Origin of the sequence: Micromonospora sp. KC723, assembly GCF_004348595.1 — a bacterium.
Lineage (GTDB): Bacteria > Actinomycetota > Actinomycetes > Mycobacteriales > Micromonosporaceae > Micromonospora.
In genome coordinates, this window is sequence record NZ_SMKD01000133.1 from 1 (window position 1) to 14,318 (window position 14,318).

Genomic DNA, 14,318 nt, shown 5'->3' on the forward strand with positions numbered 1-14,318 from the left:
GGCGTTGGCGGTGCCTTCGAATCCGAGCCGAAGGAGAACACCGCCGCCGAGGAGGTCTGCCTCTGGACGCCCCAGGACGGCACCGCCAACGCCAACCTGAAGGACGTCGGCACCCCGGAGACCACCGGCCTGCCCACCGAGGGCACCCGGGCGATGACGGTGACCACCAACCAGGGCGCGCCGATCACCGCCGACCTCGACCTGGCCGCCCGCCGGTGGCTGCTCCGCCACCCACAAGATCACCTCGACCTGGTCCGGTGGCTTCCAGGGTGAGGTGACGGTGACCGCCGGCGCCAGCGCGATCAAGGGCTGGACGGTGACCTGGACCTACCCGAGCGGCCAACAGGTCAGCCAGGCCTGGAATGCCACGCTCACCAGCAGCGGGCCCACGGTGACCGCCAAGAACGTCAACTACAACGGCGCCCTGGGCGCCGGAGCGAGGACCACCTTCGGGTTCCTGGCCTCCGGCAGCGGGGCCAACCCGACCCCGTCCTGCGCGGCGACCTTCTGAGCCACCCCGGCCGGGGCCGTGACCCACACGGCCCCGGCCGACTCAACCACCCCGCAGGGCCTGGTTGAGCTGGGCCTCGAAGTCCTCCGGCAGACTCCCGTCGCCCTCCAGCGCCGAGCGCACGCCCTCCCGGAACACCCGGCTGAACCGGAAGTAGTGCGGCACCCGGGGCCGGACCCGGGCCTCCCCGACCGCCTCCTCCAGCAGCGCCAGGTACGGAAACTGCTCCCGCAGCAGCGGGTCGGTGTAGACGTCGGCGCGGGTCGGCGCGAAGCCGCCCAGGGTGAACAGCTTGCGCTGGGCCTCCTTCCGGGTCAGGAACTCGATCAGCGCCTGCGCCGCCCGGGGCTGCGCGGTGTGCCGGGCGATGGCCAGGTTCTGGCCGCCCAACGCCGACGGGCCGGGCAGTCGGGTGACCTCGAACGGCACCGGCGACACCGGCTCCCCGTCCTTCGCGGTGAGCGCCCGGTAGTTGACCGGCCAGTTGCGCATGAACAACGCCCGGCCCTCCTGGAAGTCCCGCAGGCTGCGCCCCTCGTCGCCCGGGACGGCGAAGGCGTCACCGACCAGCAGGCCGCCGCGCCGGGCCTCGGCCACCTGCCGCAACCGCCGCTCCCAACGCTCCCGCTGGAAGAGCACCCGGTTCTCGGTCTCGTCCACGAGCCGGTCCACCCCGGCGGACCAGATCAACTCCATGCCGTTGACGGTCAACCCCTCGTACGGCCCGAACTGGCCCACGTACCCGGCCACCGGCGCCTGCCCGCCCCGGCCCGGCCCCGCGAGAGCGCGGCTGTGCGCGATCACCGCGTCCCAGTCGAAGTCCGGCCGCCCCTGGCCGACGGCACCGAGCAGGTCTGACCGGTAGAAGAGCAGCCCCGCGTCGGTGTTGAAGGGCAGCGCCCAGAGCGAGCCCCGGTAACGGCAGCCGTCGAGCACCTCCGGAACGAACGCGTCGAGGTGCCCGTCACCGAGCCGGGACTCGTCGATGGGCCGGAGGTAGCCGGCGGCCGCGAACTCCGCCGTGAAGGTCACGTCGAGGTTGTAGATGTCCACGTCGTCGTCGGGGTTCCACCCCCGCCGCCCCGCCCGCTCGGCCTGGGCCCGTGCCACGGCTGCCATCTCGCTGTGCTGCTGGTCCGTGGTGACCGGCGCCGGCTGGATCCGGGCCGGACTCTGCGGGTGCAGCTCGTTCCAGAGCTTGACCAGCTCGTCCCGCTGGCCGCCGGGGCTGGTGTCCTTGCCGCTGAGGATCACCAGCTGGCCGGGTTCCAGCGGCTCCTCGCGGGTCACCGCGTGCCACCCGACGGTGGCGACCACGCCCAGCGCCGCGCCGACCGCGACCCCGGACAGGAAGCCCGACGGCACACGCCACCGGCGGGCACGGACGACGGTCGGGCCGGTCGGCCTCGGGTCGGTCACTGCTCGGCTCCCTTCTCCCAGAGTTGACGGAACAGGGTGGCGAGGGACCGGTCCACGGTGCCGGCCGCCGCCTCGACGCACTGCCCGCCGGTGGCGCGGGCGGTCTGCCGCAGGGTGCCGGCCCGGCTCCGGTCGTCGCAGCTCGCCTCCCCCACGGCGATCACGTAGAGGCGTACCGGAGGATCACCGCCGAGGCGGGGCACGAGGCCACCGCTGGCGGTGTCCCGCCCGTCGGTGAGCACCACGATCGCCCGCAGGTAGTCCTCCCGGTCACCGCCGAGTCGCCGCAGTTCCCGGGCCGCCGCGTCGATCGTCCGGTACAGCGGGGTGTCGCCCGCCGGCACGGTGCCGCGCAGCCGGTCGAGCAGCACCTGATCACCGTCGCGGTCGGCGCGGCTCACCCCCCGCAGCCGGGCCACCGCACCCCGGTACGCGCTGGAGAAGGCCCAGACGCCGACCTCGTCCCGGCCGCCGAGCTGCCCGAGGGAGGACGCCACGCCGTCCACCGCGACGTCGAAGCGGGTACCCCGGCCCGCGTCGGCCAGCATCGAGCCGGAGGTGTCCAACGCCAGCAGCACCCGGGCCGGCCGTCGCGCCTGCCGGTGGCGGCGGTCGGCGGCGTCGAGTTCGGTCGGGCCGGTGACGTACTCCCACTGCGGGTTCTCCAGCAGCCACCCGGGCAGCACCCCGTTGATCTCGCTCAGCACCGGACCGGCCCGGTCGAGACCGGGCACCCGGAAACCCCGGGCCAGCAGGGTGTCCCGACCGTCCCCGGTCAGCCAGCGCAGGAAGTCGTCCGCCGCCGCCCGTGCCGCGGCGGACTGCACCGCACCCGGCCAGCCGAGCAGGACGATCCGGTGGTCCACCCCCGGGGTCTGCTCCGGGTAGAAGGCGACCAGTGAGCGGTCCCACGGCGGCCGTCCCCGCTCGGCGCAGGCGTCCCCGAGCCGCTCACCGAGATTGAACTGGACGAGCGCCTGCTCGGTGGAGACCACCGCGGGCAGCAGGGGGGTCGCCGGATCGAGGGCGAGCTGCCGCTGCCGGCACAGCACGGCGGCGAGGCCGTCGAGCGGGTGCCCGTGACTGTCCTGGGCGGCCTCCAGCCGCCGTTCCACCTCCCGACGGATCCACGCGACGCCCGGCGCGCCGTCATAGAGCGCCACGTCGATCATCCGGGCCTCCGGGGACACCACCGGATCCGGCCGGACCACCTGCCAGCCGGTACCCGCCAGCCGGCGACCGGAGCCGGTGAGCAGCGGCTCCTCCCCCGGCGCGCGGCTGGCCTTGGCGAACAGCTCCGGCCAGGAGAGGGCGCGCTGCCGGTCCGGGCCGTCCCGCCGGGGCACCACCCGGCCCCGGGGCACCGCGAGAACCATCGGGGACCGGGCGACGGTCGCGTGCGCCCGGACGACGCCAAGGTGCAGCACCTCCTCGGCGGGCGCGTCGGCCCCGGGGAACCAGGCGTCCGGCCGGGGTCCGACGTCGGCCGGGTACCAGCCCGGCCGTCCGCCGCCCGGGCCGGGGGCGGAGGCACCGGCCGACGCCGACCAGCCCGACGTGAGCCCGTGGGCGACGTCCCGGGCGGCGGCCGGATAGACGAAGACGCTGGTGCTACGGCAGCCCTCGGTCTGCGCCGCGCGCCACCTCTCGTACGCCGCGGCCACCTCCTGGTAGGTGTGCAGGTCGTCGGGGGCGGCGGCGACCCGCAGCTCGACCGGCGGGGCGCAGCGGTGCGGCGGCTGGGGTACCGCGACCGCGCCGGCGGCGAGCAGCGCCGCGAGGAACGCCGCGACCCGCCGGCGTCCCCGCCAGCGGGTCGACGGTGGTCGGCCGGGACCGGCCGGCTCCCGCCACCCGGGGAAGGGTTGCCGCCAGCCGGGCAGCACCCGGGGTCGGCCGGACCGGTCGGGCATCGGCAGGCGGCGGATCGGGACCATGAAGCCGGCGGCGTAGTGCGCCTGCGGTTCGGCCCGCTTGTCGGCCCGGACGACCATGCCGATGACGCAGCGGATCCGGCTGTCCCAGACCGGGGCGCCGGAGAAACCCGGTTCGATCGGGTAGCCGGAGTCGGTCAGCTTGACGACCTGCACGAGGCCGGCGCCGACCGGCCCGACCAGACGCCCCTCGAACCACCGGCCCTGCTGTTGGGCCAGCGAGAAGAGCGGGAAGCCGTACACCCGGCAGAAGCGGTCGCGGGTGCCGGCCTGCCCGGGGCGGGCCAGCCGGACCGGACGGATCCCGGCGGGCGCCGGCGCGCGCAGCTCCAGGACGGCGTGGTCGCCGGAGCCGTCCGCGCGGGCGGGCTGCCAGTGTCGTGGCAGCACGACCGCGTCGAGCGGCCGCCCCGGCGCCGCCAGGGGGAAGACCACCGAGACCGTGGCGCCCCCGGGCAGCTCGGCACCGCCCGTCGCCGCCCCGATGGCGGCGCGCACCACGTGCGCGCAGGTCAGCAGCCGCGTCGAATCGATCAGGAAGGCCGTCCCGTAGACCCGGCCGTCGGCGCCCCGCACGGCGGCCACCGCGAGCCGCACGTCGTCGGGCACGGGCCGGTCCGGAGGACCGCCCCACGCCGCGCCGATCACGATGCCGCCCGGTGCCGCCGGCTCAGCCGGCGTCGCCGGCCCGGTTCCACTCGACCTGCACCTTCAGGTTCGCCTCCGAGGTGCCGCTGGCCACGACGAGGCCCGCCTTGGCCGAGAGCTTGACCCCGAACTCCACGCTCACCCGGTCCGGCGGCTGGGCCGCCGCGCGTAGGTCCGCCAGCACCGCCTCGGCCAGCGGGCGGAGCCCGGACAGCACGGATTCGAGGGTCTCGTGCGCCCGCGCGATGACCTCGCCCGGCCGTCCGACCGCGACGGTCTCGTCCTCGTCGGGCACCTCCACGCGGACGGCGCCACCACCCGCCAGCGGAAACTCGACGACCTGGGACACCTGGCCTCCCCGACCCGACGGACGACGCGAAAGTTACCGCGATGGATCTGCCACGTTACCGTCCGCGCTCCACACCGGCTGCCCCGGAGACGACCGGTGGTCCGTCGCCGTCCGTATTCCGACAGGACCCGTACCGACCCCGGCCACCGTGGCCGCCACGCGCCGCCGTCGTGCGCCGAGCCCCCGCCGGACGGGTCAGACCAGACCGTTGACGATGTCGGCGACCGCGCGGCGGCGCCCCGTGTAGAACGGCACCTCCTCGCGCACGTGCCGGCGGGCCCGGGACGCGCGCAGGTCGCGCATCAGGTCGACGATGCGGTGCAGCTCGTCGGCCTCGAAGGCGAGCATCCACTCGTAGTCGCCCAGGGCGAACGAGGCGACCGTGTTGGCCCGCACGTCCGGGTAGCCGCGGGCCATCTGCCCGTGCTCGGCCAGCAGCTCACGTCGCTCGGCGTCCGGCAGCAGATACCACTCGTACGAACGGACGAACGGGTATACGCAGAGGTACCGGCGGGGCGTCTCGTCGGCCAGGAAGGCCGGGATGTGGCTCTTGTTGAACTCGGCCGGTCGGTGCAGCGCCAGCTGCGACCAGACCGGGGTCAGCGCCCGCCCCAACGTGGTCCGCCGCAGCCGCAGGTACGCGTCCTGCAAGGCGTCGCTGGAGGACGAGTGCCACCAGACCATCACGTCCGCGTCGGCGCGCAGGCCGGCCACGTCGTACATGCCGCGGACCACCACGTCCTTGCCGGCCAGCTCTTCGAAGAGGGCCTCGACCTCGCCGGTGACGTTCTCCCGCAACGACGGCAGCGGGCTGCTGGCCCGGAACACCGACCACATGGTGTAGCGGATGGTGGCGTTGAGTTCCTTGAGCCGGGCCGCGTTGCTCTGCTCGGTCATTGACCGGTTCCTCCCAGTGCTTCGATGATCTCCCCGGCCGCGGTTTCGCCGGAGCGGACGCAGGCCGGAATGCCGACCCCGTCGTGACCGGCGCCGGCCAGGGCCAGCGTCGGGTGCTGCGCGCGCAACGCCGCCCGGGCGGCGGCGAGCCGGTCGAGGTGCCCCGGGGCGTACTGGGGCAGGGCCCCGCCCCAGCGTTGCACGCGGCCGGCCAGCGGCGCGGGCAGCGCCACCCCCAGCACCCGCGACAGTTCCCGGTGCGCGGTGGCCACCAGGTCGGCGTCGGCGAGCTGGAGCTGCGCCTCCTCGCCGTACCGGCCGACGGAGGCGCGGACCAGGGCGACCCCGTCCGGCCGGGTTAGGTGCCCCCACTTGGTGGTGAAGAACGTGGCGGCCTTGACCAGCAGCCCCTCGGACGCCGGCACCAGCAGGCCGGAGAGCGCCGGCAGGTGTGGTTCGGGTAGAGCGAGGGTGACCAGGGCGACGCTGGCGTAGTCCAGCCGGCCGACCGTGGCGGCGACCTCGGGGGCGACGTCGGCGAGCAGCCGGGCGGTGGGACGGGCCGGCGCGGTGAGTACGACGGCGTCCACCTCGACGTGCTCCGGGTCCCGGGTCGGGCCGACGGTGAGCCGCCAGCCCTCGGCCGTCGGCTTCAACTCGCGTACCGCGGCGTTACGGCGGATCGTCGCGCCGCTGGCCCGGGCGGCCGTCTCGACCAGCGTGCCCATCCCGCCGGCCAGGGTGCCGAAGACCGGGCGGGGGCCGCCGGCCGGCGCGGTCCGCGCGGCGGCGGCCCGCGCCGCCCGCACCGCCCCGGTCAGGGTGTGCGCGACGCGCGCCGCGCGGGCCAGCGCGGGCATGGTGGTCGCCAGCGACAGGTCGTCCGCCCGGCCGGCGTAGACCCCACCCAGCAGCGGGTCGACCAGGCGGTCCACCACCTGGTCGCCGAACCGGGGGCGGACCAGCGCGCCGACGGTCACGTCCTCGTCCGGGCCGAGCAGCGGGCGACCGCCGTCCCGGTCGGCCGCCGCGTCCACCTCGGCGACCTCGGTCACCGACGCCAGGTCCCCGGGTACGCCCATCAGCGTGCCGCCCGGGATGGGGCGCAGCCCGGCGTCGATCACGAGCGCGGCCTGCCCGACGCTCGGGTGGACGATCCGGTCGGCCAGGCCCAGCCGGTGGACCAGGGTCACCGCGGCGGAGTCGCCGCCGGTGGCCGGGTCACGCACGAGGAACGACTCGGCGCCGAGCTCCACCGTCGTACCCGCCAGCTCGCCGGTGCGCAGCTTGCCGCCGAGCGCGCCGGACTGCTCGTACACGGTGATCTCGGTGCCGGCGGGGGCCCGGTCGCGTAACCGGACGGCGGCGGCCAGCCCGGTGATCCCGCCGCCGACCACCGCGATCCGCCATGGCTGCCGCACCGTCGGCCGCCTACTCGGTCGGGCGCGCGGACACCTCGTGCACCAGCGCGACCACCCGGGTCAACACGTCGGGGTCGGTCTCCGGCAGGACGCCGTGTCCGAGGTTGAACACGTGGCCGGGGGCGGCGCGGCCCTGCGCGAGGATCCGCCGCACCTCGGCCTCGACCACCGGCCAGGGGGCGAGCAGCACGGTCGGGTCGAGGTTGCCCTGCACCGCCTTGTCCGGCCCGATCCGCCGGGTGGCGACGTCGAGCGGGGTACGCCAGTCCACGCCGACGACGTCGGCGCCGGCCTCGCCCATCGCGCCGAGCAGCTCGGCGGTGCCCACCCCGAAGTGGATCCGGGGCACGCCCGCGTCGGCCAGCCCGGTGAGCACGCTCGTCGAGTGCGGCAGCACGTAGCGGCGGTAGTCGGCCTCGGAGAGCGCGCCGGCCCAGGAGTCGAAGAGCTGCACCGCGGAGACGCCGGCGTCGACCTGGACCCTCAGGAAGGCCAGGGTGACCTCCGCCAGCCGGGCGCAGAGCGCGTGCCACACCTGCGGCTGGCCGTACATCAGCGCCTTGGTCTTCGCGTGGGTGCGCGACGGCCCGCCCTCGACCAGGTAACTGGCCAGGGTGAACGGGGCTCCGGCGAAGCCGATCAGCGGGGTGTCGCCCAGCTCGGCGACGAGCAGCCGGACCGCCTCGTCCACGTAGGACACCTCGTCGCGGCCGATCGGCCGGATCCGCTCGACGTCGGCGGCGGTGCGCACCGGCTCGGCCACCACGGGGCCGGTGCCGGCCACGATGTCCAGGTCGACGCCGGCCGCGGCGACCGGGACCACGATGTCGCTGAACAGGATCGCGGCGTCGACCCCGTGCCGGCGGACCGGCTGGAGGGTGATCTCGGTGACCAGCTCTGGCCGGCGGCAGGACTCCAGCATCCCCACGTTGGCCCGGATCTCCCGGTACTCGGGCAGGGAGCGACCTGCCTGGCGCATGAACCAGACCGGGGTGTGCGGACCGGGCTCGCGGCGGCAGGCCCGGACGAAGGGTGAGTCGGCCGTCCCGCCGCGGCGGAGTTCTCCGTCTCGGGCGGCGGTGCCCGTGGTGTCGGTGGTCATCGTGGCAATCGTGCCACGGGGCCGGCGGACCGAGGCGGGCAGCGCCGCCTTTTGTGACCCTCGCCCGGTGGCCCGCGCGGGCCGACCTTCGGCGTGCCGTCCGGGCGGGCGGGCCGGCGGCGGCATAGGCTGCCGGCATGGCCCCCCCGATCGCGCTCCCGGAGACCTTTGCCCGCGCGGTCGCCGGGCTGCGATCGGTCACCCCCCGGGCCGAGATCGAGCTGGAGGAGGTCGGCGCCCCCCAGCGGCTCGCCCCGTACGCCTTCGCCCTGTCCGCGACGGTGCTGCGCGACGAGGAGGAGGTCGCCACCGGGCGGCTGGTGCTGCTGCACGACCCAGCCGGGCACGAGGCCTGGCGGGGCACCCTGCGGCTGGTCACCTACGTCACGGCGGAGCTGGAGGTCGACCTCGCCGCCGATCCGCTGCTGCCCGGGGTGGGCTGGACCTGGCTGACCGACGCGCTGGAGGCGCACGACGCCCGGCACCGGGCGGCCGGCGGGACGATCACCCAGACCATGTCGACGAGGTTCGGCGACCTGGCCGGCCCGCCCGCCGCGGGGGACATCGAGATCCGGGCCTCGTGGACGCCGCTCGGCGACGACCTGGGCCCCCACCTGGAGGCCTGGTGTGCGCTGCTGGCCTCGACGGCGGGCCTGCCGCCGCCCGGGGTGACCGCGCTGCCCGAACGCCGCCCCGCGACCGCCTGACCCACCCGTTCCGCCCGTGCTCGCCTCCCGGCTGCCGATCGTCGCCGCTCGCGGCGGGTGGGGGCGCGGAGGAACTCGGACACCGCGATCTGCCGCAAGCGCCGTCGACCACCGTGACCGGCGCGTCCGTCGCCGTCCGTTCCCCGGCCGGACACCTCGCCGACACACGCCGGACCGGCTACGCACACGGGATCGCGCGGCGCACTAGGGTTGTCAGGTGACCGACGAACCACCCCTGCGCCGTCGGGCCGCCGAAAGCCGTACGGGAGACGCCCCACCCTCGGCCACGCCGGATCCGCAGGACGCGGGGACCGACCAGCCCAGTGGCGGCCCCGTGCCGTTGACCGCGCCCCGCGACGGCACCCCCCAACCGGTGGCCCACCCCGGCGATCTCGACGAGGTCGTGGCCCGCTTCGCCGCCGGCACCGGCCCGGTGGCGCTGGACGCCGAACGCGCCTCGGGCTACCGCTACAGCCAGCGCGCCTACCTGGTGCAGCTACGCCGCGAGGGCGCCGGCACGGCGCTGATCGACCCGCTGCCGTTGCCCGACCTGTCCGCGCTCGACGCCGCGATCGCCGACGCCGAGTGGGTTCTGCACGCCGCCAGTCAGGATCTCGCCTGCCTCGCCGAGGTGGGGCTACGCCCCCGGCGGCTCTTCGACACCGAGCTGGCCGCCCGGCTGGCCGGTTTCGAGCGGGTCGGGCTGGCCGCGCTCACCGAGCAGCTGCTCGGCTACACCCTGGAGAAGCACCACTCGGCGGCGGACTGGTCAACCCGTCCGCTGCCGGAGTCCTGGCTGACCTACGCCGCGCTGGACGTGGAGATGCTGGTGGACCTGCGCGACGCCCTGGACGAGGAACTGGTCCGCCAGGGCAAGTCGGAGTGGGCGGCCGAGGAGTTCGCCTCGCTGGTGCGCGGCGGCGCCCGCGCGCCGCGGGTACGCGCGGAGCCGTGGCGGCGTACCTCCGGCATCCACCGGGTACGTGGCGCGCGCGCCCAGGCCCGGGTCCGTTCCCTCTGGTACGCGCGGGACCAGATCGCCGCCCGACGGGACGCCGCCCCGGGGCGGGTGCTGCCGGACTCGGCGATCGTCGCCGCCGCGGAACTGGACCCGAAGGACGAGAAGACCCTGCTCACCCTGCCCGGCTTCGGCGGCCGGTCGGTGCGCCGGCTGGCGCGTACCTGGTTGGCGGCGCTGGACGACGCCCGGCAGTTGCCGGAGGACGCCCTGCCGGCGAGTCCGGTGGTGGAGGGGCCGCCGCCGCCGCACCGGTGGGCGGAGCGGGACCCGGTGGCGGCCGGGCGGTTGGCCCGCTGCCGGGAGGTGGTGGTCCGGGTCGCCGGCGAGCACCGGCTCCCTCCGGAGAACCTGATCACCCCCGATTCGATCCGCCGCCTCGCCTGGCAGCCCCCCGACGAGGTCTCGGAGGAGACGGTGGCCGAGACGCTGCGCAGCCTGGGCGCCCGCGAGTGGCAGCTCCGCCTCCTGGTTGCCGCCCTCACCGAAGCCCTCCCCGCACCGACTCCCCCGACGGGCTGACGGAGAGGTTCGCGTCCGTGGCACGCCGTGCGGCGGACGCGAGCCGCGTCATCGACGCGGTCGGGCGGGAGCGGACCGACAACGGCGGAGTGTGGCGTGGGCCACACGGGGGATGATGACGGGGCTGGTTACTGGCGAGTAGCATCCGGGGAAATGCCAGTGCCGGCCGACCCTCATTCGGTCCGTGGCGCCGCCGGCGGCGCGGAGGCCGAATCATGGTCGAAGAGGAGGCTCCAAGTGCCCCGTGAAGTCAGGGATGTCGTCTTCGTCGACGGCGTCCGCACCCCGTTCGGCAAGGCGGGTGGCATGTACGCCAACACCCGCGCCGACGACCTGGTCATCCGCTGCATCCGTGAGCTGCTGCGCCGTAACCCGCAGCTGCCCCCGGAGCGGGTCGAGGAGGTCGCCATCGCCGCGACCACCCAGACCGGCGACCAGGGCCTCACCATCGGCCGCACCGCCGCCCTGCTGTCCGGCCTACCCAAGACCGTGCCCGGCTTCGCCATCGACCGGATGTGCGCCGGCGCGATGACCGCCGTCACCACCGTCGCCGGCGGCATCGCCATGGGCGCGTACGACGTGGCCATCGCCGGCGGCGTCGAGCACATGGGCCGGCACCCGATGGGCGAGGGCGTCGACCCCAACCCGCGGATCATCGCGGAGAAGCTGGTCGACCCGTCCGCCCTGGTGATGGGCGCGACCGCGGAGAACCTGCACGACCGGGTCCCGCACATCACCAAGGAGCGCACCGACGCGTTCGCGCTCGCCTCCCAGCAGAAGACCGCCAAGGCGTACGCCAACGGCAAGCTCCAGCCCGACCTGGTGCCGGTCGCGATCCGCGACCCGGAGACCGGCTGGGGCCTGGCCACCGTGGACGAGGCCCCCCGGGAAACCTCGCTGGAGAAGCTCGCCACCCTCAAGACCCCGTTCCGCCCGCACGGCAGGGTCACCGCCGGCAACGCGGCCGGCCTCAACGACGGCGCCACCGCCAGCCTGCTGGCCGCCGAGTCCACCGCCCGCGAGCTGGGCCTGCCGATCGCCATGCGGCTGGTGTCGTACGGCTTCGTCGGTGTCGAGCCCGAGGTGATGGGCGTCGGCCCGATCCCGTCGACCGAGAAGGCGCTGCGCATCGCCGGCCTGGGCATCGGCGACATCGGCCTGTTCGAACTCAACGAGGCGTTCGCGGTGCAGGTGCTCGCCTTCCTCGACCACTTCGGCATCGCCGACGACGACCCGCGGGTCAACCCCTGGGGCGGCGCGATCGCCATCGGCCACCCGCTGGCCTCCTCGGGCGTACGGCTGATGACGCAGCTCGCCCGGCAGTTCGCCGAGCACCCCGAGGTCCGCTACGGCCTCACCGCCATGTGCGTCGGCATCGGCATGGGCGGCACCGTGATCTGGGAGAACCCCCACTGGGAGGGCAACAAGTGAGCGCGCTCGTCGCACCGAACGAGGTCGTCACCAGGGCGCTGCTGCGCCAGGTGAACGTACCGGGGCTGGACCGTCCCGCCGCCCTGATCACCCTGGACAACGGCTTCGACCACACCAAGCCGAACAGCTTCGGCCCGGCCGGCCTGGCCAGCCTGGACGAGGCGATCACCGCCGCCCTGGCGGCCGACCCGGCGTTCGTCGCGGTCACCGGCAAGCCGTACATCTTCTGCGTCGGCGCCGACATCACCAGCCTGCCGCAGCTCGCCGACCGGGCGCAGGCGCTGGAGATCGGCCGGCTCGGCCACCGGGTCTTCGCCCGGCTCAAGGACAGCGCGGTCCCCACCTTCGCCTTCGTCAACGGCGCGGCCATGGGCGGCGGCCTGGAGCTGGCCCTGCACTGCCACTACCGGACGCTGTCGGCCGGCGCGGCGGCCCTCGCGCTGCCCGAGGTCTTCCTCGGCCTGATCCCCGGGTGGGGCGGCACGCAGCTGCTGCCGAACCTGATCGGCATCCCGGCCGCGACCCAGGTGATCATCCAGAACCCGCTGATGCAGAACAAGATGCTCAAGCCGAAGCAGGCCGCCGAGATGGGCATCGCGGACGTGCTGCTGGAGCCCGCGGACTTCCTCGAACGGTCCCTGGAGTGGGCCGCCGGCGTGGTCTCCGGCAAGGTCACCGTGACCCGGCCCGAGGTCGACAAGGACATGTGGGCCGGCGTTCTCTACTTCGCCCGGCAGACCCTCGATGCGCGGCTGCACGGCGCGGTCCCGGCCGCGTACAAGGCGCTGGACCTGCTGGAGACGGCGAAGGACGCCGACTTCGCCACGGGCACCGCCGCCGAGGACGAGGCCCTCGCGGACCTGATCTTCTCCGAGGAACTGCGCAGCGGCCTGTACGCCTTCGACCTGGTACAGCGGCGGGCCAAGCGGCCGGCCGGCGCGCCGGACAAGGGCCTGGCCCGCCCGGTCACCAAGGTGGGCATCGTCGGCGCCGGCCTGATGGCCAGCCAGCTCGCCCTGCTCTTCGCCCGCCGCCTCCAGGTGCCGGTCGTGCTCACCGACCTGGACCAGTCCCGCGTCGACAAGGGTGTCGGCTACGTGCACGCCCAGATCGAGAAGGCCGTCAGTCGGGGCCGGATGGACAAGGGCACCGCCGCCAAGCTGTACGGCCTGGTCAGCGGCTCCGTCGACAAGTCCGTCTTCGCCGACGCCGACTTCGTCATCGAGGCTGTCTTCGAGGACCTGAACGTCAAGAAGCAGGTCTGGGCCGAGCTGGAGAAGATCGTCAAGCCGGAGGCCGTGCTGGCGACGAACACCTCGTCGCTGTCGGTCACCGCGATGGCGGAGGAGCTGGAACACCCCGAGCGGGTCGTCGGCTTCCACTTCTTCAACCCGGTCGCCGTGCTGCCGCTGCTGGAGATCGTCCGGGGCGAGCGGACCGACGACGCGACCCTGGCGACCGCCTTCGCGGTCGGCAAGCAGTTGAAGAAGTCCTCGGTGCTGGTCTCCGACGCCCCGGCGTTCGTGGTCAACCGGCTGCTGACCCGCTTCCTCGGCACCGTCTTCGCCGCGGTCGACGCCGGCACCCCGCTGGAGGTGGCCGACCGCGCGCTGGACCCGCTGGGCCTGCCGATGCGTCCGCTCGCCCTGCTCCAGCTGGTCGGGCCGGCCGTGGCGTACCACGTGGGCGGCACCCTGCACGCGGCGTTCCCGGACCGGTTCGGCGTCAGTGAGAACCTCCGGCGGATCGCCGACTCCGGCCAGCCGATCGTGGTCGACGACCAGATCAACGACGAGGTCGCCAAGCTGCTCGTGGTCGGCGACCAGCCGCTCACCGAGGAGCGGGTGCGCCAGAACGCGCTCGACGCGCTGGCGCAGGAGATCCGGCTGATGCTCGACGAGGGCGTCGTCGCCGAGGCACAGGACATCGACCTGTGCATGATCCTCGGTGCCGGCTGGCCGTTCCACCTGGGCGGCATCACGCCGTACCTGGACCGCACCGGCACCTCCGAGAAGGTCACCGGCCGGCGGTTCCTGCCCCGCGGGGCGGCCAGCCTGCCCGCCTGAGCCAGCACTCCGCTCCCCGCGACCGCGGCGGTCGGGCGTCCCTGCCGGGGCGTCCGGCCGCCGCGGTCGTCCTGCCCGACGGCGGTGTTGCGGCACCGGGTCAGACTCGGCGGGGCAGCGCGGCCGGTCGCCGGCTCGCTACCATCACGCGTTCGCACCCTCGCCTGGAGCTGAATGATGTCCACACCGCCGGTCGACCCGTGGTCCGCGCAGCCGCAGCCCGGCTCGTACCCGCCCCCGCACCAGCCCTCGCCACCCGGCGCGGGCGCCCAACCGCCCACCCAGCCCTGGCC

General features: G+C 74.9%; 11 protein-coding genes and 1 pseudogene. 6 read left to right on the forward strand and 6 right to left on the reverse strand.

Going from position 1 to position 14,318, the window contains the following annotated elements; translation table 11 throughout:
- Positions 1 to 210, forward strand: a pseudogene (locus E1165_RS23285) (peptidylprolyl isomerase); the annotation flags it as partial.
- 70 nt (positions 211 to 280) lie between these two features.
- Entirely contained in the window at positions 281 to 511 is a 231-nt protein-coding gene (locus tag E1165_RS23290) for a cellulose binding domain-containing protein (RefSeq protein WP_371687388.1), read from the forward strand.
- 42 nt (positions 512 to 553) lie between these two features.
- Here E1165_RS23290 and E1165_RS23295 read toward each other — a convergent pair whose 3' ends face one another.
- From E1165_RS23295 to hemE, 6 genes are all read right to left on the reverse strand, one after another.
- Positions 554 to 1,930, reverse strand: coding sequence for an extracellular solute-binding protein (locus E1165_RS23295; protein WP_132393886.1), 1,377 nt, complete (start codon positions 1,928 to 1,930; stop codon positions 554 to 556).
- Positions 1,927 to 4,473 (reverse strand): trypsin-like peptidase domain-containing protein, encoded by a 2,547-nt coding sequence (locus E1165_RS23300; protein ID WP_132393887.1) that lies wholly within the window; start codon positions 4,471 to 4,473, stop codon positions 1,927 to 1,929. The genes E1165_RS23295 and E1165_RS23300 overlap by 4 nt, the downstream gene beginning before the upstream one ends.
- Positions 4,474 to 4,534: 61 nt before the next feature.
- Positions 4,535 to 4,861, reverse strand: coding sequence for a CU044_2847 family protein (locus E1165_RS23305; protein ID WP_132393888.1), 327 nt, complete (start codon positions 4,859 to 4,861; stop codon positions 4,535 to 4,537).
- A 195-nt stretch (positions 4,862 to 5,056) separates the two neighbouring features.
- A complete protein-coding gene (gene hemQ, locus E1165_RS23310; protein ID WP_132393889.1) occupies positions 5,057 to 5,758 on the reverse strand; it encodes a hydrogen peroxide-dependent heme synthase in 702 nt (233 codons plus the stop codon).
- Entirely contained in the window at positions 5,755 to 7,179 is a 1,425-nt protein-coding gene (gene hemG / locus E1165_RS23315) for a protoporphyrinogen oxidase (RefSeq protein ID WP_132393890.1), read from the reverse strand. Before hemG ends, hemQ begins: the two co-directional genes overlap by 4 nt.
- A 10-nt stretch (positions 7,180 to 7,189) precedes the next feature.
- Positions 7,190 to 8,281, reverse strand: a complete 1,092-nt coding sequence (hemE, locus tag E1165_RS23320) for a uroporphyrinogen decarboxylase (RefSeq protein WP_132393891.1) — start codon at positions 8,279 to 8,281, stop codon at positions 7,190 to 7,192.
- Between the two features lie 137 nt (positions 8,282 to 8,418).
- Here hemE and E1165_RS23325 point away from each other — a divergent pair, with 137 nt between their 5' ends.
- The 4 genes from E1165_RS23325 to E1165_RS23340 all read left to right on the forward strand — a co-directional run bounded on the left by E1165_RS23325 (position 8,419) and on the right by E1165_RS23340 (position 14,025).
- Positions 8,419 to 8,988 carry a DUF3000 domain-containing protein gene (locus E1165_RS23325; RefSeq protein ID WP_132393892.1) on the forward strand — a complete coding sequence of 190 codons (570 nt, stop codon included), beginning with the start codon at positions 8,419 to 8,421 and terminating at the stop codon, positions 8,986 to 8,988.
- Positions 8,989 to 9,205: 217 nt separating this feature from the next.
- Positions 9,206 to 10,528: a ribonuclease D gene (locus tag E1165_RS23330; protein ID WP_132393893.1), complete on the forward strand. Its 1,323-nt coding sequence runs from the start codon at positions 9,206 to 9,208 to the stop codon at positions 10,526 to 10,528.
- 237 nt (positions 10,529 to 10,765) lie between these two features.
- Positions 10,766 to 11,959 (forward strand): acetyl-CoA C-acyltransferase, encoded by a 1,194-nt coding sequence (locus E1165_RS23335; protein ID WP_132393894.1) that lies wholly within the window; start codon positions 10,766 to 10,768, stop codon positions 11,957 to 11,959.
- Positions 11,956 to 14,025: a 3-hydroxyacyl-CoA dehydrogenase NAD-binding domain-containing protein gene (locus E1165_RS23340; protein ID WP_132393895.1), complete on the forward strand. Its 2,070-nt coding sequence runs from the start codon at positions 11,956 to 11,958 to the stop codon at positions 14,023 to 14,025. Before E1165_RS23335 ends, E1165_RS23340 begins: the two co-directional genes overlap by 4 nt.
- Positions 14,026 to 14,318: the final 293 nt, after the last annotated feature.

Excerpts from the sequence above, each read along its gene's own strand:
- E1165_RS23325 (WP_132393892.1), top strand. The coding sequence starts at position 8,419 with ATGGCCCCCCCGATCGCGCTCCCGGAGACCTTTGCCCGCGCGGTCGCC.
- hemE (WP_132393891.1), bottom strand. The coding sequence starts at position 8,281 with ATGACCACCGACACCACGGGCACCGCCGCCCGAGACGGAGAACTCCGC.
- hemQ (WP_132393889.1), bottom strand. The coding sequence starts at position 5,758 with ATGACCGAGCAGAGCAACGCGGCCCGGCTCAAGGAACTCAACGCCACC.